General features: G+C 59.7%; 18 protein-coding genes, 1 tRNA gene and 1 pseudogene. 12 read left to right on the top strand and 8 right to left on the bottom strand.

Annotated features, from left to right (window positions below; translation table 11 throughout):
* Positions 1–108 precede the first annotated feature (108 nt).
* From pqqF to EC919_RS16360, 4 genes are all read right to left on the bottom strand, one after another.
* Entirely contained in the window at positions 109–2,472 is a 2,364-nt protein-coding gene (gene pqqF, locus EC919_RS16375; protein WP_133775487.1) for a pyrroloquinoline quinone biosynthesis protein PqqF, read from the bottom strand.
* 94 nt (positions 2,473–2,566) lie between these two features.
* Positions 2,567–3,367, bottom strand: coding sequence for a carbon-nitrogen hydrolase family protein (locus EC919_RS16370; protein WP_133775486.1), 801 nt, complete (start codon positions 3,365–3,367; stop codon positions 2,567–2,569).
* An 11-nt stretch (positions 3,368–3,378) separates the two neighbouring features.
* Positions 3,379–5,073 carry a flavin monoamine oxidase family protein gene (locus EC919_RS16365; RefSeq protein WP_133775485.1) on the bottom strand — a complete coding sequence of 565 codons (1,695 nt, stop codon included), beginning with the start codon at positions 5,071–5,073 and terminating at the stop codon, positions 3,379–3,381.
* A 143-nt stretch (positions 5,074–5,216) separates the two neighbouring features.
* Positions 5,217–5,678, bottom strand: coding sequence for an Lrp/AsnC family transcriptional regulator (locus EC919_RS16360; RefSeq protein WP_133775484.1), 462 nt, complete (start codon positions 5,676–5,678; stop codon positions 5,217–5,219).
* A gap of 272 nt (positions 5,679–5,950) precedes the next feature.
* On the opposite strand from EC919_RS16360, the gene EC919_RS16355 reads away from it, so the two are divergent.
* The 5 genes from EC919_RS16355 (at position 5,951) to ppk2 (ending at position 11,176) form a co-directional block, all read left to right on the top strand.
* A complete protein-coding gene (locus EC919_RS16355) occupies positions 5,951–6,955 on the top strand; it encodes a 2-keto-3-deoxygluconate permease (RefSeq protein ID WP_133775483.1) in 1,005 nt (334 codons plus the stop codon).
* Positions 6,952–8,244 (top strand): four-carbon acid sugar kinase family protein, encoded by a 1,293-nt coding sequence (locus tag EC919_RS16350; RefSeq protein ID WP_133775482.1) that lies wholly within the window; start codon positions 6,952–6,954, stop codon positions 8,242–8,244. The genes EC919_RS16355 and EC919_RS16350 overlap by 4 nt, the downstream gene beginning before the upstream one ends.
* A complete protein-coding gene (gene pdxA / locus EC919_RS16345) occupies positions 8,241–9,242 on the top strand; it encodes a 4-hydroxythreonine-4-phosphate dehydrogenase PdxA (RefSeq protein ID WP_133775481.1) in 1,002 nt (333 codons plus the stop codon). Before EC919_RS16350 ends, pdxA begins: the two co-directional genes overlap by 4 nt.
* A gap of 54 nt (positions 9,243–9,296) precedes the next feature.
* Complete coding sequence (locus tag EC919_RS16340; protein ID WP_133775480.1) at positions 9,297–10,067, top strand: DeoR/GlpR family DNA-binding transcription regulator; 771 nt, start codon at positions 9,297–9,299, stop codon at positions 10,065–10,067.
* Between the two features lie 197 nt (positions 10,068–10,264).
* On the top strand, positions 10,265–11,176 hold the full coding sequence (gene ppk2, locus EC919_RS16335) for a polyphosphate kinase 2 (protein WP_122536527.1): 912 nt from the start codon (positions 10,265–10,267) through the stop codon (positions 11,174–11,176).
* A gap of 35 nt (positions 11,177–11,211) precedes the next feature.
* Here ppk2 and EC919_RS16330 read toward each other — a convergent pair whose 3' ends face one another.
* Positions 11,212–12,258 (bottom strand): FUSC family protein, encoded by a 1,047-nt coding sequence (locus tag EC919_RS16330; protein ID WP_133775479.1) that lies wholly within the window; start codon positions 12,256–12,258, stop codon positions 11,212–11,214.
* A 168-nt stretch (positions 12,259–12,426) separates the two neighbouring features.
* On the opposite strand from EC919_RS16330, the gene EC919_RS16325 reads away from it, so the two are divergent.
* The 7 genes from EC919_RS16325 (at position 12,427) to EC919_RS16295 (ending at position 17,483) form a co-directional block, all read left to right on the top strand.
* Positions 12,427–13,047 carry a YjfI family protein gene (locus EC919_RS16325; RefSeq protein WP_133775478.1) on the top strand — a complete coding sequence of 207 codons (621 nt, stop codon included), beginning with the start codon at positions 12,427–12,429 and terminating at the stop codon, positions 13,045–13,047.
* Between the two features lie 15 nt (positions 13,048–13,062).
* Positions 13,063–13,770, top strand: a complete 708-nt coding sequence (locus tag EC919_RS16320) for a PspA/IM30 family protein (RefSeq protein ID WP_133775477.1) — start codon at positions 13,063–13,065, stop codon at positions 13,768–13,770.
* Between the two features lie 77 nt (positions 13,771–13,847).
* Positions 13,848–14,411, top strand: coding sequence for a rhomboid family intramembrane serine protease (locus EC919_RS16315; protein ID WP_133775709.1), 564 nt, complete (start codon positions 13,848–13,850; stop codon positions 14,409–14,411).
* A gap of 49 nt (positions 14,412–14,460) precedes the next feature.
* Positions 14,461–15,120, top strand: a complete 660-nt coding sequence (locus tag EC919_RS16310) for a DUF2491 family protein (protein ID WP_133775476.1) — start codon at positions 14,461–14,463, stop codon at positions 15,118–15,120.
* A 13-nt stretch (positions 15,121–15,133) separates the two neighbouring features.
* Positions 15,134–15,559, top strand: a complete 426-nt coding sequence (locus EC919_RS16305) for a DUF350 domain-containing protein (protein ID WP_074886933.1) — start codon at positions 15,134–15,136, stop codon at positions 15,557–15,559.
* A gap of 26 nt (positions 15,560–15,585) precedes the next feature.
* Positions 15,586–16,311, top strand: coding sequence for a DUF1190 domain-containing protein (locus EC919_RS16300; protein WP_133775475.1), 726 nt, complete (start codon positions 15,586–15,588; stop codon positions 16,309–16,311).
* A gap of 14 nt (positions 16,312–16,325) precedes the next feature.
* On the top strand, positions 16,326–17,483 hold the full coding sequence (locus tag EC919_RS16295; protein ID WP_133775474.1) for a glutathionylspermidine synthase family protein: 1,158 nt from the start codon (positions 16,326–16,328) through the stop codon (positions 17,481–17,483).
* A gap of 71 nt (positions 17,484–17,554) precedes the next feature.
* Here the strand turns inward: EC919_RS16295 and EC919_RS16290 are convergent.
* The 3 genes and pseudogenes from EC919_RS16290 to rpoD all read right to left on the bottom strand — a co-directional run bounded on the left by EC919_RS16290 (position 17,555) and on the right by rpoD (position 22,873).
* A tRNA-Ile gene (locus EC919_RS16290) sits at positions 17,555–17,631 on the bottom strand.
* A 15-nt stretch (positions 17,632–17,646) separates the two neighbouring features.
* Positions 17,647–20,583, bottom strand: a pseudogene (locus tag EC919_RS16285) (sensor domain-containing protein); the annotation flags it as partial.
* 445 nt (positions 20,584–21,028) lie between these two features.
* The gene (rpoD, locus tag EC919_RS16280) at positions 21,029–22,873 is read right to left on the bottom strand and encodes an RNA polymerase sigma factor RpoD (protein WP_133775473.1); all 1,845 of its coding nucleotides are present in this window, start codon (positions 22,871–22,873) and stop codon (positions 21,029–21,031) included.
* Between the last annotated feature and the right edge of the window lie 32 nt (positions 22,874–22,905).

Raw genomic sequence — 22,905 nt, 5'->3', positions numbered from 1 at the left:
AGGTGGCTATGTTACTAAAATTATCGGAAGGCCAATGATGAAATATCCGATAAAGATCCTTGCACAGCGGGCAATGATCACCTGTATGCGGGCCGCGACCGAAGCGGGTTAGAGCGGGCTGGAACGGTTCGACAGGCAGAGTCTGGGGCTGTCGGCCCGGACCAGCCGATGAGCGGCTTCCAGCAAAGGGGCTTGCTGAAGATATGCAAGGGAATGTTGCAGGCGGGCGCTGTAGTCGCTGCCATGGCCAGCCATATGCGCGTGCCAGAGCAGCTCAGAGGCTTGCGGATGTTCCATGTCAGCCGTATCGAGTTGGTCCTGCAGGATTTTTACCCGCGCGGGTAGGTCTGCGGCGGTGATCAATGTAGGCAGACCTTTGATGAACGCCTCGATGTGCGCGACGAGTTGTTCCGCGCTCGCATGGGGCGATTGCACGCCAAACAACAGGCCGCCATGGCCTGCGATCTGTCGGAAACCGCTGAAAACGGCGTAACCCAACTGCAACTCGCCCCGTAGGCGCTGGTAGAACGGCGCTTGCATCAGCTGTGCGAAGAGTCGCCACGTGGCTTCATCGTGGAGAGAATCGGAGGGTGTCGGGTAGAACATCAGCAGCGCAACTTCTGCAGATTCTGACGGTTCGATTTCCCAATGCGTTCCGGAGGCCCGGAGTGTCGCGTGTGTTGGATGCTCAGGGAAACCGGGGATAAGCCGAGCGGCGTGACTCAACACGTTTCGCGCTGAGGGTGTGAAGCCCGTGGCAAACCCGGTCCAGAACGCTTCGGCCCAGACGCGCTGCAGATTGTCAGTCTGATGGGTGACTGGGCTGTTCAAGTAATGATCAGGCAAGGTCTTCAATAGCTGACGTATCGGGATGAGTGCCGGTTCATTATTCGGCGCACTGTAGCGCGCCAGGGTTTGCGCAGCCGGCTGGCCGAGCAATAGCAGCGCCTGTTCCAGTACGGCGGGCAACGGTTCGGCCAAGCCTGAGACTTTCAGTTGCCAGAATTTGCCGTAAGAACTGAATGCCAGCGTGATCCCCGCTTGGTTGGCTTGAGCCGTCAGTGGTTTCAAGCTTTCTTCCAGTACTCGTGCAAGCTTTGGTTGCGCCGTGGAAAGGGCCCATCGCAGGTAAAGCGCGGCCTCACCGTTTGCTGGCAGCGCATCGCTGAATGTCAGCTTGGGCAGCGGCAAGGTCGGCGCAGTGACTGGCGTTGCCTGCTTGAGAAATGGATTGGGTGCGGGCACACGCCAATCGACGCTTGAAGCCTCGTAAGCCGGACACTCGCCTTCGGCCTGCAACAGCGTCTGTGGTGTGAGCTGGCTGAGCAGTGCGTCGACCGCGTCTACCGACAGCCCCGCCGTATCAGGTTCCGCGCTGAAATACCGCGCCAGCGACAGCGCACCACTGAAGGCGAGACGCCGCTGTTCCAGCCGCGCGTATTCATCGAACAACCGGCGGTAATGGGATTTGAAGAAGGCGAGCCAGCTGAACACCAACGCTGATACCTGCGATGACGCATCGGGTGTCTTCGCGGCCAATGCGACCTCAATGTCGATGACTGCCTGGCCGGCAAACTCATACATGGCCTCGGCCTTCAGCGATTCAATCAACCCTCGTTCACGCAGCTCCGTCACCAGCCCGCCCCCTTGCGCGTCATTCATCCAGGTGCAGAGAAACGCCGCGGCCTGTTCCTGCCCTGCCGGTAAGCCTTCGCACGCGAAAGTCAGATGCATCCGACGCTGGTCAGGTTTGGGGATTGGCTTCGTCGCATCAGTGAGCAGCGCAGGCGGTCGCCGCTGCTCCGCGCGAATGCCCTGAACGAAATACCCGCCAAACTGCGCTGCCAGCTCCTCGAGTTCATTCAGCGACTGAGGCCCCGCCAGACTCAACGTCATCTGCCCGGCCTGATAAAACCGTCGATAGAAATCCTGCAGCGCATGCTGAAACGCCTGACGCGGCACTGGAAGGCTGAAGCGATTCCCTGCATGAAACCCGCGTAGCGGATGCAGGGCTGACAAAGGCTGCAGGCGTTTGAGCAGGTCACGGGAGGCATCGTCCCGCGACCAGGCGATGAATTCCGCGTGCAGCACCTCCCGTTCTCGCAGCTGATCCGGAATCTTCATGCGCGGATGGGCGAGCATTTCGCACAGCCGCTCAAGGCCGTCAGCAAACACGGCGCGCGGCAGTTCGAAGAAAAAGTCGGTCGTGCGCTCACGTGTGCTGGCGTTCACCTGCCCGCCATGACGCTGCACGAACGCCATCAGCTTTTCGTCGCCCGCAAAGCGCTCGGTACCGAGAAAAAACAGATGCTCAAGGAAATGCGCCAGCCCCGGCCAGCGGGCAGAAACATCATGACTGCCTGCCGCCACCCGCAATGCCGCCGCGCAACGCTTCAAACGTGGGGCGGAAACAAGCACCACGTTCAAGCCATTGGGCAGGGTGAGTGATCGTCGGCTGATGTCGTTGGGCATGGCGCTTGTGATGTTTGATGACTGAGCGGCCATGCTAGCGGATAACAGACGTGCAAGTGTGGGACGTGCGCAGTGGCGACGCAGGATGATGACCCTACGGTTTGCCCAGGCCGGAATAAAACACCGGCCGGCGATCCTTGAAATACGTATTGATCGCCTGAGATTCACTCATTGATTCACGATCCAGATCCGCAATCACCAGTGCCTCATCCAGACCGGCAAGCCCGATTTGCCGACCGTCTGGCGCACAGATGCTGCTCAAGCCGCAATAATGGATCTCGCCCTCACTGCCGCAGTAATTGGCATAAACCAGGTAGCACTGGTTCTCGAAGGCGCGGGCTCGCACGGTAACTTCCGCGACGAAATCGTAGGGCGCCATGTTGGCAGTCGGTACGAGAATCAGGTCTGCGCCCGCCAGGGCCAGACGCCGCGTATTCTCAGGAAACTCGACGTCGTAGCAGATCAAAAAGCCGAGCTTCCAGTCTCCGAACTCCACCACCGGAAAGTGCTCATCGCCCGCGCTGAACATCGCGTTGTCCAGGTCGCCATACAGATGGGTCTTACGGTAATTGCAGAGCCGCACACCTTGCGCGTCGATCAACTGCACGGCGTTGTAAACCTGATCGTCGCTGCTCAACTCCGGGTAGCCGTACAGAATCGCGATACCCGCAGCTTGCGCAATCTCGGCGATCTTCAGCGCAGCCGGGCCATCGCATGCTTGCGCCAACTCCCGCGCCGCCTGAGCACCGATGTTGTAGCCGCTGAGAAACATCTCCGGGAAGACCAGCAGCTTCGCCCCTTGCGCCGATGCCTCGATCGCCTGAGCTTCCAGGCGCATAAGATTGGCGCTGACATCGAGCGGCAGCGGTGGGCATTGGTAGAGGGCGACGCGCATAAGAGGCTTCCTTATTCCGGCAAAACGATCGGGCCGATCTCGTGAAACACGTCGCCAGGCCCCGGATTCTCGGCGTGAGTCTTGCCGCCGAAGTGGGTCATGATGCCCCATACCGCGTTCAGCGAGGTCTGTACTGCGCCTTCAACCCAAGCGGGTGTCCAGGAGACATCGTCACCGGCGATGAAAATGCCGCGTTGCTCGTCAGGCATTTCCTTCTGCATGAAGTGCGCGTACATGCGCTGGTTGTAGCGGTAGTGGCCCGGCAGCGCGCCTTTGAAGGCGCCGAGGAAGTGTGGGTCGGATTCCCACGACACGGTGATCGGATCTCCGATGACGCGTGCGGCGATATCGACCTTCGGGTAGATCTTCTTCAGCGCCCCGAGCGCCAGGCTGACGCGTTTTTCCACCGGGTGAGGCAGCATTTTCAGCGCGTCGCTCATCCACGAGTACGACAGGCAAATCACCCCCGGCTTCTCGACGCCGTTGGAATAGGTGCCGTTGTCGAACAGGTAAGTGCCACGGGTCAGGCGGTCGGTCAGGGTCATGCTCATCAGGTCGCGACCGGTCTCCGGGTCTTTGTCCTTCCAGAACGGCCGGTCGACCATGACGAAGGTCTTCGATGACTGCATGTAGCGGGTGCGGTCCAGCGCCATCCACATCTTCTGCGAGAACAGCGACTCTTCGCACTCGATCTGCGTGGTCAGCAACCAGCTCTGGCATGTCGCCAGAACCGCATCGTAATGGCGAACATCGCCCAGGTTGTCGGTGACCGCGAACTGACCGTTGGCGGCGCGGCTGATGCCTTTGACGCCCGTGCGCGGTGCGCCTCGGTGCAGCGTAGAAAGACTGGTGCCCTCTGGCCAGTGCGCGCAGCGCTCGGGTGCGTGGCGCCAGATGCCGATCGGGACTTGCGCGACGCCACCGACGATCAGGTGCTGGTGATCGTCGCAGTTGGTCATGACCACGCGGAAGATCTCCAGCATCGAGTTCGGGAAGTCCGAGTCCCAGCCACCGGTGCCGAAACCGACCTGACCAAACACTTCGCGGTGATAGAAGGACAGTTTGGCGAAGGCTTTGGACGTGGCGACAAAGTCATAGAACGTGCGGTCGTCCCACAGCGGCACCAGCTTGTTCCACAGCTCCTTGAGCCGAGGCACATCGCGGTCGCGGATGGCTTGCTGGATGTCGGCGAACCGCGAGCCGTCCTCCAGCGCGTCGGCCCAGGCGTCAGCGACTTCCTGAAACAGCGCAGGCAAATCCGACAGTTTCTGTGCGTAGTGAGTGCTGCCTTCCAGGTCAATCACGGTGCTGCCCGACGCTGCCGTCAGCGGGTTGGGGAAAGGTTTGGATTCCAGGCCGAGCTTGTCGACGTAGTGATAAAAGGCGGTGGAGGACACCGGAAAGCGCATGCCGCCCAGCTCGGCGATGATGCCTTCAGCGCCTTCAAACTGCTGCGAGCGCAGGCGGCCGCCCATTTTGGAGGCTTCATAAACGACCGGTTTGAGGCCCAGCTTCATCAGCTCGTAAGCCGCCACCAGCCCGGCGATGCCTGCGCCGACAATGGCCACCTCTTTGCCGAGGTTTTCTGTAGGAATGCTGCCGAGGCCCGCCGGGTGTTCAATCCAGTCATCGAAGGCAAACGGGAAGTCCGGGCCGAAAATGGTGATCGGTTTCTTTCCATTGGCGGGGTGGCGATTGTTCTTCATGACTGACCTTGTTCGAGTGGGGCGCGAAAGTGGACAAGTCTAGATAACAGTTGGAACGTTAATAAGACGCAGAGTGTCGTCGTTGTGTAGAGAATGCCGGCAAAGTGACGAAATATTTCGTCATATTGTCAGAATGAGGCTGATCAGGACGGCTGGCCGCGATCAATCTTGCTGCTCAGGATGATCGACGTGGTGGTCTTCTCGACGCCGTCGACACTGCCGATCAGATCGAGCATCTGATCCAACTGCTCCGGCGAATCGGTGCGCAGCCAGGCGACGTAATCGAACTCGCCACTCACGGCGCACAGTTGTTGCACCTGCGCCAGCGCACTCAGCCGCCGCAACACTTCCTTGCCCGAGCGAGGCTGCACGGTGATCCCGACATAAGCCTGCAGCCCGCCATCCACCAACCGCTGACCCAGTCGCACGCCATAGCCGGTAATGACTTTGGCTTTTTCCAGGCGCGCCAGCCGCGAGGTCACAGTTGTGCGGGCGATACCCAATTGTCGAGCCAGATTGGCAACCGGTTCCCGGGCATTGATTTGCAGCGCGGCGATCAGTTTGCGGTCGATGTCGTCGAGCGCTGGGGGATGAGTGTCAGGCAAGGGCGGATCTCCTTCGGCAAGCGGGGCATGTTAGGAGATTCTGCTGACAGGCGGGCGATATTCAAAACACCCGGCGCGACTTCATTGAATACGGCGTTGCCAGTAGCTGACTGGAAATCCCGCCGGATGATCATATCGAAAGCTGAAATGATTGGTTTGCGCATTATTTGATGTTTGGGTAAGCTGAATTGAGCGAATCAGTCAAAATAATGATCATTTCGCGCAATCAGGCTTGTTGCAGCCTCACCCTATAAAAATAAGGAGTGCTCCCTGTGGCCCAATTTCCGATTAAACGTACTATCGAGCGGGTGCCGGGCGGGATGATGATCGTGCCACTGCTCATCGGCTCGCTTGTAGCGACGTTTTTGCCCGACATGCCCAAGTTTTTCGGGTCGTTCACCAATGCGCTGTTCACCGGCTCGTTGCCCATACTGGCGGTGTTTTACGTCTGCATGGGCGCGAGCATTGACATCAAGGCAACGCCCTATCTGCTGAAAAAGGGTGGAGTGCTGTTCGCCACCAAGGTCGGCACCGCCATTGTCATCGGCGTGATCATGGGCCACTTCCTGGGGGAGCAGCCCATCACCTCTGGCGTCTTCGCCGGATTATCGACGTTGGCCGTGGTTGCCGCGATGAACGACACCAACGGTGGGTTGTACATGGCGTTGATGGGCCAATACGGGCGCTCCGAAGACGTAGGCGCGTATTCGGTCATGTCGCTGGAGTCCGGTCCCTTTCTGACCATGGTGACGTTGGGCGTTGCGGGCCTGGCAGCCTTCCCTTGGCCCACGCTGGTCGGGGCCATTCTTCCGCTCCTGCTGGGAATGCTGTTGGGAAATCTGGACCGCGAGATGCGTGACTTTCTGGCCAAGGCTGTGCCGGTGATGATTCCGTTCTTCGCCTTGGCATTGGGCGCCAGTCTCGATTTACACAAGGTCTGGCAGGCCGGGTTGTTGGGTATCGGTCTTGGGCTGGCAGTCGTCGTAATCACCGGTATTCCGCTGTACTTCGCCGACAGGTTATCGGGCGGTACCGGCGTAGCGGGGGTGGCGGCTGCCAACACAGCCGGTAACGCGGCGGCGGTTCCAGCGCTCGTGGCCGCCGCGAATCCGATTTACACCGAAGCGGCGAACTCCGCGACGCTCCTGGTTGCAGCCTGTGTGGTAGTGACGGCTGTCTTGTCGCCCGTTCTCACGGCGGCCATTGCCAAGCGCTACTGCACTCGTCATCCCCAGTCCCAGACAGAAGCAACAGCGCAGCGGGAGGTTGTTCGATGACGTTGCTGATCATCGCCGATGACCTTTCAGGGGCGGCGGATTGCGCCATCGCTTTCGCCAGTGCCGGGCATGACACTGTGGTCACGCTCGATGCGGCCCATGACACCGGCGACGCCAGTGTGGTTGCGATTGATACCGACACGCGGCGCCTGACGGGTGCTCAGGCAGGTCAACGGACATTGGCGGCTTACCGGTCGCTGCTTGCGCCTGGACAAAAACTGTACAAAAAGATCGACTCGACGCTGCGGGGTAACTGGGCTGCCGAGGTCGCTGCGCTCCAGGCAGAGGCGGGATTGGCGATTGTTGCTCCGGCATTTCCAACCACAGGCCGTACCACCGTTGACGGCCAGGTTCTGGTCAACGGCCACCCGCTGGAAACCACCGAAACGTGGAAGCTTGAGCACGCAGACCGCTCTGCGGACATCTCCTCGATGCTGGAAGCTGCCGGGCTGCAGGTAGCGCGGCTGGCCCTGCCATTGTTGCGGGGTGATGCGGCTGCGCTCGCCCGACACATTGGAGAGGTTGCGAAGAGTGGCACGCAGGCGCTGATCGTTGATGCGGTGACCACTGAGGACCTGAAAACACTGTCCGTCGTGACCTCGCAGTTGGAGGAGGCGATGTTCTGGGTGGGCTCGGGTGGCCTGGCTCGGGAAATCGCCTTGCTGCCAGGCTTCATCTCAGGCGCAAGCCTGCATGCTCCCGACCAACACGAAAAATATGCACCCACACTGGTGCTGGTCGGCAGCCTGTCCGGGGTTTCCGAGCGCCAGTGCGCAATGCTCAAGGAGCGCACTGGAATAAAGGACCTTGTTGTCCCGCCTCCGGTGCTGCGCCAAGGCAAGAAACATGTCGATTGGGACAGTTGGGAGGCACGTATAGGCCAATGCTTAAACCAGGGCGATGACTTATTGCTGCGTATCGGGCGTGATGAAGCGTTCGATCCGGCGGAAGGTGCGCATCTGTCGACCGGACTTGCAGCACTGGTTCGGTCGAATTTCGCACAGGTGGGTGGCGTCATTGCCACTGGCGGCGAAACGGCCCGCGCCATGCTCAGCGCCGTGGGCATCGTCAGTCTGCAGCTTATTTGTGAGGTCGAAGCGGGCGTTGCGTTCGGGCTCCCCATCACTCCGCTGGCGGGGCGCCGTCCCGGCGTGGTAACAAAAGCCGGCGCATTTGGGACGGAGCACGCCCTGTACGCGGCCTGGCTGCATTTGAATAACGCAATCGAGCCTGCGCAGTACGGCGCAGGCACTGCCAAGAATCCTGCGCTATTAGGTAAAACATCATGAGTCACTATCTGCCGATCATCGGCATCACCATGGGCGACGCCAGCGGCGTAGGCCCGGAAGTCATCGTCAAAAGCCTGAACCACGACGTGGTTTATCAGCAATGCAGGCCGCTGGTCATCGGCGATGCCCGGCGTTTGGAGCTGGCCAACACCATTGTCAATGGCACCGCGAAGGTTCGCCGCATCAGCGAGGCTTCAGAGGCTCAATACGAGCCGGGCACGATTGATTGCATCGATTTGAACCTGATCCCGGCCGATCTGCCGTTCGGTCAGCTGTCGCCCATTGCCGGTGACGGCGCCTACCGTTTCATTGCACGTGCGGTCGAGCTGGCCGAAGCCCGGCAGATCGACGCCATTTGCACGGCGCCGCTCAACAAAGAGGCGCTGCACGCAGGTGGTCACAAATACCCGGGCCATACCGAAATGCTGGCGCACCTCACCCATGTCGACGAAGTGTCAATGATGCTGGTGGCGCCGCAGCTGCGCGTTATCCATGTCACGACGCACATGGGCATCATCGATGCCATTCGCAAAATCGAACCGGGCCTGGTACAGCGAACGATTGAGCGGGGCAACGCGACTCTGGTCAAGGCGGGTATCGAACGGCCCCGCATAGGGGTCTGCGGCATCAACCCCCATGCAGGGGAAAATGGCCTGTTCGGTTATGGCGAAGAAGAGGAAAAGATCATTCCCGCCGTCAAGGTGCTGCAGGACAAAGGCTTGGACGTTACCGGTCCTCTGCCTGCGGACACACTGTTTTTCCGGGCGGGGCGCGGCGATTTTGATCTGGTGGTTGCGATGTACCACGATCAAGGCCATGGCCCGGTCAAAGTGCTTGGCCTTGAAGCAGGCGTTAACGTCACCGTCGGCCTTGAAGTCATCCGCACCTCGGTCGACCACGGCACGGCGTTCGATATTGCCGGCAAGGGCATCGCGGATGAGCGCAGCATGCTCGAGGCGCTGCGCCAGGGCGCGGAGCTGGCCACCCGGCGAGGGTGAGGCGACCCGGTCGGGTCGTGTAAGATCAGCGGCCTTTATGCAACGAGGCCGCCCATGAAAGCCAACGACCGTCACCGCGCCATTCTCGAACTGGTTCGCGCCCGTGACACCAATGTCGAGCAATTGAGCGCCGCCCTCGGTGTGTCGGAAGCGACTGTCCGTCGCGATCTGACCATGCTGGCCAAGCAGCGACATTTGGTGCGGACCCATGGCGGAGCCACTGCGCTGATCGGGGTGCATGAACCCGAGGCCTCTCTTGAGGAGCGCAAAGCGACTCAGCGCGACCAGAAAAACGCTATTGCGCAGGCGGCCGCGTTACACATTGAGGACGGCGACACGGTACTCCTTGATGGCGGAACGACGTGTGCTGCGCTGGCGCTCCATCTTTCGTCTCGACAGAACGTGCATGTTGTGACCAACAATTTGATGGCCGTCATGACGCTGGCGAACGCGCCGGGAATCCGCCTGACGCTGATCGGTGGCGATCTCAGGGGTTCGAGCATGAGCACGCTGGGCCCGCTGGCGGAATTGACGCTCAGTCGTTTGAGCGTCGACAAGGCGTTTCTGGGCGCTGACGGTGTGGTCGCCGAATTCGGCCTGTGCGAGGCCAGCGACCAACAGGCTTATCTGAAGGAGTGCATCATCAAGCGCGCGGCGCAGGTGTTTGTCCTTGCAGATGCCGACAAGCTTGGCCGCGCACGACAACAGCACTGGACGCCGATCGAGCGCGAGTGGACGTTGATTACTGCCGCGCAAGCCGATGAAGCGCTGGTAGCGCCATTCCAGGCTCACCGGCAAATCACCGTCGAAACGGTCAGCGTCTGATCCCTGCCCGAACGTCCTGCCCGGCTGATGTTACCCACGCCGCTTTGTCCCTGCCTGCCATTCAAAATCAGCCATCGATGAGGACGATGCAGCAGCAGGACTTTTCCGCGCTGTAAGGCTTTTGTCATTCTTCTGTCACCGCCGGCGTGCCTAAATTCTCTCCCCACCCCCTCTGAATCCACGCCGGGAGCCTCGTCATGACTCTGGATTTCTCCGAAACCGCCCGCTACATCCAGGCCGACATCCTCGACAGCTTCGACGAAGAACTGGAAATGGAGTACGACGACGCGCGCCTGGATGGCTTGTTGGCTGACTTGGGTGAGGAGGTGCCCAAGGGGATTGATCGCCGCCTGTATTTCCGTGAGCTGCTGCGCCTGCAAGGCGAACTGGTGAAACTGCAGGACTGGGTGGTGAGCCAGAAGCTCAAGGTGGTCGTGCTGTTCGAAGGCCGGGACGCGGCAGGCAAGGGCGGTGCGATCAAGCGCATCACTCAGCGTCTCAACCCGCGGGTTTGCCGGGTAGCTGCACTGACCGCGCCGAGTGAACGCGAGCGCACGCAGTGGTACTTCCAGCGCTACGTCGCGCACCTGCCTGCAGCCGGCGAAATGGTGCTGTTCGACCGCAGTTGGTACAACCGGGCCGGGGTCGAGCGGGTCATGGGCTTCTGCAATGACGAGGAGTACGAAGAGTTCTTTCGCACCGTCCCCGAGTTCGAAAAAATGCTGGTGCGCTCGGGCATCATCCTGATCAAGTACTGGTTCTCCATCACCGATGATGAGCAATACCGGCGCTTTCTGATGCGCATTCATGACCCGCTGAAACAGTGGAAGCTTTCGCCGATGGACCTGGAGTCACGTCGTCGCTGGGAGGATTACACCAACGCGAAAGAGGAAATGCTTACCCGTTCCCACACCGACGTCGCGCCGTGGTGGATCGTCGAGGCCGACGACAAGAAGCGGGCGCGCCTGAACTGCATTCATCACCTGCTGGAGCAGATCCCGCGTGGCGATACCGAGACGCCGCAAGTGGTGCTGCCGGAGCGCGAGTACAACGCCAATTACCTGCGCGCGCCGGTACCGCGTGAAATGGTTGTTCCGTCGGTGTATTGACCCCCGCCCGTTTATTGATCACACGCTGGCGTGGTTCAGATCTTCCACGCCGGCGCTGTTTTCGCCAGACGCTGTTGCAGGCTTTCGAGATTCTGCGTGAACTGGCGGGTCATCAGCTGATAACCGAGCACCTCGGTCGAGGCGGTCGGAACGTCAGGCCCGACGGTCAAGCTCTCCGTCGGCCGCTGCAAACGCTCAGTCGCGCCGGTCTGCAGTGCGCGGGCCATGCCGATCAACATGCGTCGAATGCGGCGTTGCTCCGCCGTCACCCCTGTACTGCCAGTGTCCGCCGGGCGCAGGTTCGAAAGAATCTCAAGGATGCTCAGGCACATGCGGTAGTGGCTCTGGATGGCGTCCAGCTCAACGATCGAAATCTTCACTTCCTTGGACACCGACGGCATCAGTGAGCGCAGCTGCAGCAGCGTTGCGCCCATTCGCGCGGTCAGCTTCACGTGCTCATCCGCAGTCATGGATTGCCCGCTGGCGATACGGTCGTAAGCCAGGGCACAGTCACGCAAGCCACTCGCCAGGTTGTACCGCCACGAATACACGGCGTACAGCGGCAGCGCGAACGAAAACGCCAAAGCGAGGGCGATACCGATCAGGATGTCGACCGTCCGCCACAACCCGTCCGTGATCGGGTTGTCACCATGACCCGCCACGATAAACAGCGTGATCGCCGACAATAGCGCGGTGTAACCCCCTTTGCCGATGGCGTGATACGCAAAGAAGCCGCAGATCAGCGACATGATTACGTACGTCAGCAGCGGCATGCCCAGATAGCTTTCCTGCGCCACGATCGCCAGGCCCAGCGCCGCGCCTATCAGTGTCCCGTACGCCCGCTCCACCGACTTTTTGCCGATATTGCCGTGGTGCTGCAACCCTCCAATCACGATCAGCATCGTCACCGACGCCCACTCACCGTGAGGCAAATTAATCCCTGTCGTCAGGAGAATCGACACCAGCAACCCGACCACGATGCGGCCGGCATGGATGTAGCGGGCATGGCGATAGCGGCGGTATGGGTCCAGAAGAGGACGCAGGGCGCGGCGAAGCCAGGAGGGGAGAGAGGCTGAGTTCATGGGGTTACTGACCATGGGGAAGACGAATATATCCGAAGCCCGGCAAATGCGGCGCGTCACCACCGTCGTGGTTCTATTCACAAAATCATCACATGTGAGACGTTGCGCATCGGCTTACATGCGCGTAGGGTGCATCGCTATCACATGTGATGTTCGGGAAAAACTTCAATGGCTCGGAAAACTTCAACCGATTACATGCGCGAGATGCGCGCTCGGCTGACGGCTGCCGGGTACGTGAAACGAGAGCTGTACGTACTTCCAGAAAACGCGGAAGTGTTGAGAGACATCGAAAAAGTGCTACGCCAGCCCTACTTGGGTAACCGGATCAAACTGGAGGGATTCATGACTGAGAATACCAATTGGACGATCGACACACTTCACTCGGCGTTCGCCGAACTGGATGTGGTGAAGAACAACGACATCAAGCTGACCCTCATTCAAGGCGCCGAGCCAAGTCTGAGCCTGGTGATGAACCAGTTCGGCGGCTTGCCCATCATCATTGCCATCGCGGGCGACCAGATCCTGGTTGATTCCGTCCTGGTCTACGCCTCTCAGGTCAAAGACCCAAAGTCTTTCAACGAGACGGTGCTGCGCAGTCGGGACCTCTTCCCGCTGTCGTCGATCGGCATCGAGACCATGCCAAACGGCGAAACCGTCTACAGCATGTTCGGCGCCCTGAGCGCTGCCTCTTCGCTGACGGTCATCGTCCACGAAGTGCTCACGCTGGCAGACAACGTGATTCGTGCGGCTGATGCCTACGAAGATCTTCTAAACATTGATTCACAGTAATCGGGAGACACATCAATGAGCCTTTGGAAAAAAATGGTCACAGCGCTGCGTGGTGGGGCTTCCGAGGTGGGTGAAGCCATCGTCGATGCTCAGGCACTGCGAATCCTCGATCAGGAAATCCGTGACGCCGATGCTTCCATGCTGGCGGCGCGCAACCAGCTGATTCAAATCAAAGCCAAGCACAAGCTCTCGCTCCAGCGCGTCGAAGAGCACGACAAGAACATCGCCAACTGGGAGCAGAAAGCGCTCGCCGCGATGAACAAAGGCGAAGAAGCCCTTGCCCTCGAGTGTGCCGAGAAAGTAGCCGAGCTGACGGCCCTGCGCGATCAAGAGAAACTTGCTGCAGATCAGTTTGGTGTTCACGTGGCCAAATTGACCGCACAGGTCATCAAGGCTGAGAGCCAGATCAAAGGCCTGCGTCAGCAGACCGATATGGCCAAGGCCCGCGACAGCGTGCAAAAGGCGCAGATCAACGCCGCAGCTGCAACGGGCGGTGCCAATGGCCGACTCGAAACCGCAGTGGGTTCGCTGGCACGTATCAAGCAGCGTCAGGATGAGCAGGACGCCAGGCTTGAAGCGGCCGATGAGCTGACCGAGGTTGCCAATGGCGGCGATCTGGAGCGTCGTCTCCAAGACGCCGGGATCGGCGCAAAATCAGGCGGCGCGGCCGATGTGCTGGCCCGATTGAAAGCGCAAAACCAGAGCGGTAACGCTGGGCAATAAGCACCGTTAAACAGAGGCAGCCGGATTTCCGTCTGCCTTTTTTCGGTTTCAGTTTTTTGGGCTTCAGCGGTGTACAGATGAATATCGGAAATGGACTACGAACGATACTCTGCCTTGCCGCTGTGATGATCGTTGTGCAGATGGTTAACTCCCTGACCGCCAACAGCCTGCTGTTCCACGGCCTGGTACCCAGAACGTTATCCGGACTTCAAGGCATCGTTTTCTCCCCGTTTCTGCATGGCTCTGTCCGTCACCTGCTGAGCAATCTGCTCCCTTTTGTGGTGCTGAGCTGGCTGGTCGCGACCGAGGGGCTTCAACGTTACGTCCGTGTGGTTCTGCTCATCATTTTGCTGGGCGGGCTGATGGTCTGGGTGGTTGGCCGGCCGGTCATCCATGTGGGCGCCAGCGGTCTGGTCTTTGGCTTGTGGGCGTATCTGCTGGCGCGCGCGTGGTATCAACGCAGCCTGGCGAGTTTCGCGATTGCGCTGGTGACCCTGCTGGGCTACAGCGGACTGATTTTTGGCTTCATTCCGGTGCCCGGCGTATCGATTGAGTCACACCTGTGTGGCGCGCTTGCCGGTATTGTGACGGCCTGGCTGATGCACTCATGGCGGCTTGTCGAACGAGGTCCGGCGCAGTGATTGGCAGAATTTTTTACATCGCCTCGGCGCGAATTCAAGGAGATGAAACATGAGCTGGATCAAACGCGCGTTAGGCCTGGAGTCGCCCAATCCACCGGCCGGTCTCGGCAATCCGGGCCTGGCTAATCCATTCGGGCTGGCTACCGGTCGTATGCTCGACCTCGACGACTCACTCAAACTGATGCTCGACGGCCATTCGGAACTGGTGGTCCCCAACGAAGAAGTGGTCTGGTCAGTGGGTCAGGTCGACCTCGGCCAATCGGTACGTCTGGTGCGCTTCTACTTCGAGGACGAGGACTACTGGCTGCAGGTCATGATGAACGGGCCTGCCGCTGAAGACGTTCAGGACGTCATCCTGTTCGGCTACAGCAGCGTCGTAACAATCAACAGCGAGGCGGAGCTCAAGCGTCTGGTGGGGCCTTCGTCGAAAGTCGGTCTGCCGGTGTTCGAACATGACGGCTGGGAGTACGGCCGTCAGTGGGGCACTGAACAAGGCCAGACCGAACTCACGCCCATGGACGAGCACGTCGTCAGTCCCGACGGTGCCTACCGCATCAAGCACCTGAGCATGTTGTACGCGCGGGACACCGGGCTGGTCGACCGCCGCGAGTTTCTGTTGCTGTCGGTCGAGGAAGACGAGGAGGGCGTTGTCTCCTTCACCACCTCGGTCGGCGTGACCCTGCAGTCCACTGATTTCACCGTCATTTAAAAGGAAGTAAAAAATGCTTGAAGCGCTTCGTATGTCCGTTAGCTTCCAGTCGTTGCTGAGTTTTGTGGTCTACATCATTGTGGCCGGCGGATTGTTCTCGTTGTTTCAGATGGCCTACACGCGTCTGACGCCGCACAAGGAATTCGCCCAGATTCGTGAGGGCAATGTGGCCGCCGCCGTCGCCCTCGGCGGTGCGCTGATCGGTTTTGCCCTGCCTGCCAGCAACGTGATCACCTACAGCATCAGCGTACTGGATGTGGTGATCTGGGCAGTCATCGCAGCAGTCGTACAGCTGCTGGCCTTCACCGCCACCAGCATGGTGCTCAAGGATCTGTCCGCACGCATCACCCGAGGCGAGCTTGCGGCGGCCATCTACGCCGCCAGCGTCTCGATCAGTGTCGGTTTCCTCAACTCGGCCTGCATGACGCCGTCGACCTGATCGCCCGTTATCGAAAGGAGTTATCGATGAGACGTAGTTCCCTCAAGCTGGTCCTGGCCAGCACCCTGCCGCTGGCGATCAGTGCGTGCAGCAAGTCCGATACCGTCGAGGTTTCCGCGCAGCAGACCTACCCGTCGGTTCAGTCCTGTGTGGATCAGAAAGTCCCGGTCGACATCTGCTCGGACGCCTACATGAGCGCGCTGGCGGAACACCGCCGCATTGCCCCGACCTACGACGACAAGACCGCTTGCGAAGCAGATTTCGTCCCTGATTACTGCCAGCAGAATGCCGATGGCAAGTTCACGCCCAAGCTCGGCGGTTTCCAGCTGGAGGTTTCCGGCGAGCTTCCCAAGTCCCAGGTCGACGCAGCGAAGGCACAGGCTAACCAGTCCGGTGGCGGGGGTGGTGGCTTCGGTTCCGGGGTGAACGGGTTCCTGATGGGCATGCTCGTCAGCAACATGGTCAACGGATTCACCGGCGGTGGCGGTCGTTACTACGCCCAACCCATTTATCAGGAGCGTGACTCGCGGGGTGGATACGGGTATTCCACACTGTCGCGCCAGATCGAGCAGGGCAAAACCTTCGGCAACTCCACCCAGGCGCGAAGCAGTTCGACCGGGACTTACAGCAAAAGCACCCTTGGTCGTAACTCCTCCGTCTCGTCGTCTGTCTCCCGTGGCGGTTTTGGTAGCCAGGCTACCGCTCGCAGCGGTTGGGGCGGCAAAAGCAGCGGCTCAAGCTTCGGCGGATAACAGGGACGTTACCCATGAAAAGGATCAGCATCCAGGAACGTCCTGATTGGCGGCAGACGGCCGAGCGTGAAGGGTTCAACTTTCACACCATCGACGGCGAGCGCTACTGGGATGAGCGGGCTTACTACCAGTTCACCGAAGCGCAGATCACGCGCGACATCGAAGCGCCGACCCAGGAGCTTCATGCCATGTGCCTGGACGTCGTGGAAAAGGTTGTCGAGAGTGAAGAACTGCTGACCCGGCTGGCCATTCCGCCGGCGTTCTTCGATCTGGTCCGCACCTCGTGGAAGGAAGGCCACCCGCATCTATATGGCCGCTTTGACTTCAGCTATGACGGCATCAACCCGGCCAAGCTGTTGGAAGCCAACATGGACACGCCTACGTCGGCGTATGAAGCGGGCGCGTTTCAGCTCATCTGGCTTGAAGAGCAGATCCAGCGCGGCGTATTGCCGGCCCGCGCTTCGCAGTTCAACTCGATGGCGGAGGATCTGGTGCGGGCGTTTGCGGCGATCAGGGAAGGCGGGCCTTTCTACTTCTCGTGCATGTCAGGCTCGATCGAAGACCGAGGAACGACCGAATTCCTGCGCAAAATGGCTGAACATGTCGGCATCGAAACCCGCCACATCGACATTGAGGACATCGGCCTGAACGGCCAAGGCAGATTCGTCGACCTCGAAGGCCGCTGGATAGAACGCATCTTCAAGCTGCACGCCTGGGAGCATGTCTTCCATGAGCCCCACGGCCAGGCCATCCCGCAGTGCGACACTCAGTTCATCGAACCGGCCTGGAAGGCGATCATTTCGAACAAAGGCATCCTGCCGTTGCTTTGGGAATTCAACGAAGGCCATCCCAATCTGCTGCCGTCCTTTGTCGATAAGCACCCTCAATCTGCGGTGCCGAAGGGCTGGGTGCGCAAGCCGTACTTTTCCCGCGAAGGCGCCAACATCGAAATCCGCACCCCGACCGACCAGGTCATTTTCGAAGACGGCTCCTACAACGATGCGCCCTACATCCTGCAGGCGTTCGCGCCGTTGCCTCGTTTTGGCGACAGCTACACGCTGATCGGATCGTGGGTGGTGGGGGATACGGCTTCGGGGATTGGGATTCGTGAAGACGATAGCTTGATCACCAAGGACAGCAGCCGGTTTTTGCCGCATGTGGTGATTGATTGAGGGTGTGATGAGGCCGGCGGTGGGTACAGCGCCAGAACGAAAAAAGCCGCGCAATGCGCGGCTTTATTATTTGGTGGGCCCACACGGACTCGAACCGTGGACCAAGGGATTATGAGTCCCCTGCTCTAACCAACTGAGCTATAGGCCCTCAGTAGGCCGCGGATTATAACGACGGTTTACGCGCTGTGCTATCCGAAACGTCTGAAACGGTTGTACGAAGGAATGTCGCACAGAATTCCTCCGCGCGCAGGGGCAGGCTGACGAGGTAGCCCTGGATCTGTTCACAGCCTTCGTCGGCCAGGAATTGCTGTTGCTCAAGCGTCTCGACGCCTTCTGCGATGACCGTCAGTTGCATGCTGCGTCCAAGCGCAATGATCGCGCGGACAATGGCAGCATCATGGGGATCGTCAGGCAAACCGCGCACAAATGATTGGTCGATCTTGAGGATGTCCAGCGGCAGGCGCTTGAGGTAACTGAGCGAGGAGTAGCCGGTGCCGAAGTCGTCGATCGCCAGTTGCACGCCGAGTTTCTTAAGGCGGTGCAGCACTGAAAGCGCTTCCTCGGTCTGCGACATGATGAAGTTCTCGGTGATCTCCAGTTGCAGGCACCCGGGCTGTAACTGGTGCTGGAGCAGCAGGCGCTCGATCCTGTTGAGCAGGTTGGGCTGACGCAGCTGCGCACCGGCAAGGTTTACCGACAAAGGGCCGAACACCTCGTAGCGCTGGTTCCACTCGTGCAACTGCTGGCAGGCCGTGCCGAGCACCCATTCGCCGATTTGCAGGATCATGCCGTTTTCTTCTGCCAGCGGGATGAATCGCTCGGGTGGGACATCGCCAAACGTGGGATGGAACCAGCGTATCAGTGCTTCGGCGCCGACCAGCCTGTGTGTCAGCAAGCTGATCTTGGGCTGGTAAGACAGGGTGAACTCATTACGCTCAATGGCGCGCCGCAGCGCGTGCTCCAGGGCAATCCGCTCGCTGGCCTGAGCGGTCAGATCGCGCGTGTAGTGCTCGACGCGGTTGCGCCCCTTGGCCTTGGAGCGATACATCGCCGCGTCAGCATTTTTGATCAGCGTGGCGACGTCCGCGCCGTCTGTGGGAAACAGCGCGCTGCCGATGCTGGTGCTCATGAAGAACTCGTGTTCGCCCGCCTGAAACGGCGCTGAAAAACTGTTGAGTAGCTTGGTCGCAACGGCTTCGGCGTCGCTGGGGTTTTGCAGGCCAGGCAACAGGATGATGAATTCGTCCCCGCCGAGCCGTGCGACGGTGTCGATGTCGCGCAGATTCTCCTTCAGGCGCACCGCAATGCTTTTCAGCAGCAGATCGCCAACCGGGTGGCCGAGGCTGTCGTTAATGTGCTTGAAGCGGTCCAAATCCAGAAACAACACCGCGCCGAGGCTGCAAGCCGCTCTTGAGTGAATCAGCGCGGCGTGCAGTCGGCTTTCGAACAGCGTCCTGTTTGGCAGGCCGGTCAGCGGGTCGTGATGCGCTTGATAATCCAGCCGAGCCTGGGCCTGCTTCAGGCTGGAAATATCAGCGAACACCGCGACGAAATGGGTGATGGATTTATCGCGATTGCGCACGGCACTGATGGTCAGCCAGCTTGGGTAGATCTCGCCATTTTTGCGCCGGTTGCTGATCTCGCCCTGCCAGTGACCCTCGGCCGTCAGTTGGTACCACATGGCGGCGTAGAACGCGCTGTCGTGGAGTCCGGACGCCAACAAGCTCGGCGTGTTACCGAGCGCTTCCAGTTCGCTGTAGCCAGTGATCTCGCTGAAGGCGCGGTTGACTGCATTGATCCGCTGTCGGGTGTCGGTGATTAATACGCCTTCCGCAGTGCTCTCAAATACTGTCGCCGCCAGTTGCAGCTTTTCCTGCATCTGGTGGCGGTCGGTGATGTCGCGCGCGATGGTGAGCATGCAGTCCTCACCGGCAATCGGGAGCGGTCGCGCAGAAATCTCGCACAGGCGGATCTGACCATCCCTGCGACGAATGTGGCTGGTGAAGTCTTTCACGAAGCCGTCGCGGCTCAATTGCTCAAGCAACTGCTGTCGCTCGTTCAGGTCTACCCAGATGCCCAGGTCAAGGGTGGTGCGATCCAGCGACAGCGAACTGTGATAGCCGGTGATACGACTGAAACCGTCATTCACCTCCACCAGCAGCCCGTCGTTTTGTCGTGTGATCAACAGGCCGTCGGGGGAGGAGTGGAACGCTTTGGCAAATTTCTCTTCGGACATTTGCAGTTGTTGCTGGGCCTCCTTGAGCGGCGTGATATCCCTCACCACCAGAACCACCGCAGCAGTAGAGTCCAGATCAAAGGGCTCGGCTGACAGAAGCCCGGTGAACAGGCGGCCATCACTGCGTCGAAACGGCATTTCCAGATTGCGGATGCTGCCCTTCTGAAGGCGTTGCAGCAGGCTGTGGCCAATGTCGGGAATACCCCAGATGTTCAGCTCGGAAGGCACGCGTCCGACAACGTCGGCCGGGCTGATGCCGATCTGCTCCGCGAATGCCGGATTGGCCTCCAGGAAACAGCCGTCGGAAAGACGCGCGATGACCAGCATGTCAGGGCATTGCGCGAACACCGACGCGAACTTCCCTTCCGAGAGGCGCAAGGCCTCTTCGGTTTGCTTGGCTTCGCTGATGTCGATCATCAGCCCGCGCATCACCCGCTCTCGGCCATAGCCGATCATGCTCACGATGTCTCGGATCCAGACCACCCTCCCGTCGGCGGTCAGGACTCGATAATCGACGCTGTGATCATTGCCTTCCGCCATCTCACGGTCGCAGTAGGCCTGTGTGTAGTCGATGTCTTCCGGATGAACGATGCTCTGCCAGAACCCGGGCCTTCGCCACTGGTGCAGCGGATACCCCAACAAATCTTGCGCGTGGGGCGAGACGTAGTTGTAGGAGTAATCGTGGGTGTTGGCTTCCCACGCGATGGCCGAAAGGCTCTCTATCATCCCGCGATAGTGATACTCGCTGCTGCGCAGCTCCTGTTCCAGGGCGATTCGGCGGGAGATTTCCGAACTGAGACGACGGTTGATCCTCACCACGATGGCCAACACCGTCGTCAGGAACAGCAATCCGGGAACACCGATGAGCAGAAACTCGTGCCAGAGCTTGCTGCGTTCACTGGAGTGAGTGGCGGCCTGCAATGAGGAGGGCGGATCGTCCAGTCCATCGAATTGTTCGGATTGGCGACTTTGATCGACGCCAGCGAATCGGTCGCTGATCAAGTCAGTGGGAAGATGGCGGCTTATCCCGGCTGCATTCCCGGATTCGGTCTCCTCGCCGAGCAGCCACTCCTGATGCATCACTTGCCCATTACCACCCTCGCCAGGCAATGTTTGTGCGGTGAGGGCAGCGGGGGCGAGCACGCACAGGAGAGCAATGGCCGGCATCCACATCATGGCAGCCTCGGTGATTCATTGATGAGAATCAGTCGAGTGTAGTAGGGATGGACAACAGTGGCACTCTGCCGGAAATTTATTCCTTAAACGCAAAACCCCCAGCAATGCCGGGGGTTTTGTTATAACGCGTTGCTTACTCGTCGAGGAACGAACGCAGGTGTTCGCTTCGCGTCGGGTGACGCAGCTTGCGCAGCGCCTTGGCTTCGATCTGGCGGATACGTTCACGTGTGACATCGAACTGCTTACCGACTTCCTCAAGGGTGTGGTCGGTGTTCATGTCGATACCGAAACGCATACGCAGGACCTTGGCTTCACGGGCAGTAAGGCCCGACAGCACTTCGCGCGTCGCTTCTTTCAAGCTCTCTACCGTGGCGACATCGATTGGCGACTGCATGGTCGAGTCTTCGATGAAGTCACCCAGGTGCGAGTCTTCGTCATCACCGATCGGGGTTTCCATGGAGATCGGCTCTTTAGCGATCTTCAATACCTTGCGGATCTTGTCCTCAGGCATTTCCATGCGTTCGCCCAGCTCTTCCGGCGTCGGTTCGCGACCCATTTCCTGCAACATCTGCCTGGAAATGCGGTTGAGCTTGTTGATCGTCTCGATCATGTGCACCGGAATACGGATGGTGCGTGCCTGGTCAGCGATCGAGCGAGTGATCGCCTGACGAATCCACCAGGTGGCATACGTCGAGAACTTGTAACCACGACGGTATTCGAACTTGTCCACCGCCTTCATCAGACCGATGTTGCCTTCCTGGATCAGATCGAGGAATTGCAGGCCACGGTTGGTGTACTTCTTGGCGATCGAAATCACCAGACGCAGGTTGGCTTCAACCATTTCTTTCTTCGCGCGGCGGGCCTTGGCCTCACCGATCGACATCCGACGGTTGATGTCCTTGATTTCCAGGATGGTCAAACCGGTTTCTTCTTCCAGCGCGGTCAGCTTCTGCTGGCAACGTTGAATGTCGGCTTGAAGACGACCAATGGCTTCAGCGTATTTGCTTTTGCCTTTTGCCAGGCCATCGGTCCAGCTCTGGTCAACTTCATTGCCCGGGAACTGGCGCAGGAAATCGGCACGAGGCATGCGTGCATCACGAACGCACAGCTGCATGATGGCGCGCTCTTGTGCACGCAGACGCTCAAGAGCACCGCGAACACGCTCGACCAGACCTTCAAACTGCTTCGGAACCAGCTTGATCGGCATGAACAGCTCGGCCAGGGCCAGCAGTTCAGCGTTGGCCTGCTTGCTGCCGCGGCCGTGCTTTTTCAGCGCCTTGAGGGCAATTGCCATCTGGTCTGAAACGGCACCGAAGCGCTGGGCGGCGATGACTGGGTCCGGGCCACTTTCGACCTCGTCCTCTTCGTCATCGGAAGCGTCGTCTTCCTCGTCGTCAGCCCCTTCGACCTTCTCGGCCTTGGGGTCAACGGGCGGCGGGACTTCGGCGGGCGGCGCAATGCCGTCGTCCGGATCGATATATCCGCTCAACACGTCGGACAGGCGACCGCCTTCGGTAGTAACGCGGGTGTACTCGGAGAGAATGTGCTCAACCGTGCCAGGGAAGTGCGCGATGGCGCCCATCACTTCACGGATGCCTTCTTCGATACGCTTGGCGATTTCGATTTCGCCTTCGCGTGTCAGAAGCTCGACGGTACCCATTTCACGCATGTACATGCGCACGGGGTCAGTCGTGCGACCGATGTCGGTCTCAACCGCAGCCAACGCAGCAGCGGCTTCTTCAGCGGCTGCCTCGTCGGTATCGGCGTCGGCCAACATAAGGGCGTCCGCATCCGGAGCACTCTCGTGTACGGGGATCCCCATGTCGTTGATCATGCGGATGATGTCTTCCACCTGCTCTGGATCTGAAATATCCTCAGGCAGGTGGTCGTTGACCTCTGCGTAAGTCAGATACTTCTGCTCACGACCCAGGGTGATCAACTCTTTGATACGAGACTGCTGTTGCGCTTTTCCGGACATAACACCCTATCCACTGAAGGTCTTGGCGGGCA

The organism is Pseudomonas graminis (assembly GCF_004364335.1).
Lineage (GTDB): Bacteria > Pseudomonadota > Gammaproteobacteria > Pseudomonadales > Pseudomonadaceae > Aquipseudomonas > Aquipseudomonas graminis_D.
The sequence above is the reverse complement of the archived record's forward strand: the minus strand, read 5'-3'. Positions and strand labels throughout refer to the sequence as shown.

Coding starts and splice junctions, on each gene's coding strand:
- EC919_RS16310 (WP_133775476.1), top strand. CDS start 14,461: ATGAGCTGGATCAAACGCGCGTTAGGCCTGGAGTCGCCCAATCCACCG.
- ppk2 (WP_122536527.1), top strand. CDS start 10,265: ATGACTCTGGATTTCTCCGAAACCGCCCGCTACATCCAGGCCGACATC.
- EC919_RS16315 (WP_133775709.1), top strand. CDS start 13,848: ATGAATATCGGAAATGGACTACGAACGATACTCTGCCTTGCCGCTGTG.
- EC919_RS16330 (WP_133775479.1), bottom strand. CDS start 12,258: ATGAACTCAGCCTCTCTCCCCTCCTGGCTTCGCCGCGCCCTGCGTCCT.
- EC919_RS16370 (WP_133775486.1), bottom strand. CDS start 3,367: ATGCGCGTCGCCCTCTACCAATGCCCACCGCTGCCGCTCGATGTCAGC.
- EC919_RS16365 (WP_133775485.1), bottom strand. CDS start 5,073: ATGAAGAACAATCGCCACCCCGCCAATGGAAAGAAACCGATCACCATT.
- pdxA (WP_133775481.1), top strand. CDS start 8,241: ATGAGTCACTATCTGCCGATCATCGGCATCACCATGGGCGACGCCAGC.
- pqqF (WP_133775487.1), bottom strand. CDS start 2,472: ATGCCCAACGACATCAGCCGACGATCACTCACCCTGCCCAATGGCTTG.
- EC919_RS16300 (WP_133775475.1), top strand. CDS start 15,586: ATGAGACGTAGTTCCCTCAAGCTGGTCCTGGCCAGCACCCTGCCGCTG.
- EC919_RS16350 (WP_133775482.1), top strand. CDS start 6,952: ATGACGTTGCTGATCATCGCCGATGACCTTTCAGGGGCGGCGGATTGC.
- EC919_RS16340 (WP_133775480.1), top strand. CDS start 9,297: ATGAAAGCCAACGACCGTCACCGCGCCATTCTCGAACTGGTTCGCGCC.
- rpoD (WP_133775473.1), bottom strand. CDS start 22,873: ATGTCCGGAAAAGCGCAACAGCAGTCTCGTATCAAAGAGTTGATCACC.
- EC919_RS16320 (WP_133775477.1), top strand. CDS start 13,063: ATGAGCCTTTGGAAAAAAATGGTCACAGCGCTGCGTGGTGGGGCTTCC.
- EC919_RS16325 (WP_133775478.1), top strand. CDS start 12,427: ATGGCTCGGAAAACTTCAACCGATTACATGCGCGAGATGCGCGCTCGG.
- EC919_RS16305 (WP_074886933.1), top strand. CDS start 15,134: ATGCTTGAAGCGCTTCGTATGTCCGTTAGCTTCCAGTCGTTGCTGAGT.
- EC919_RS16295 (WP_133775474.1), top strand. CDS start 16,326: ATGAAAAGGATCAGCATCCAGGAACGTCCTGATTGGCGGCAGACGGCC.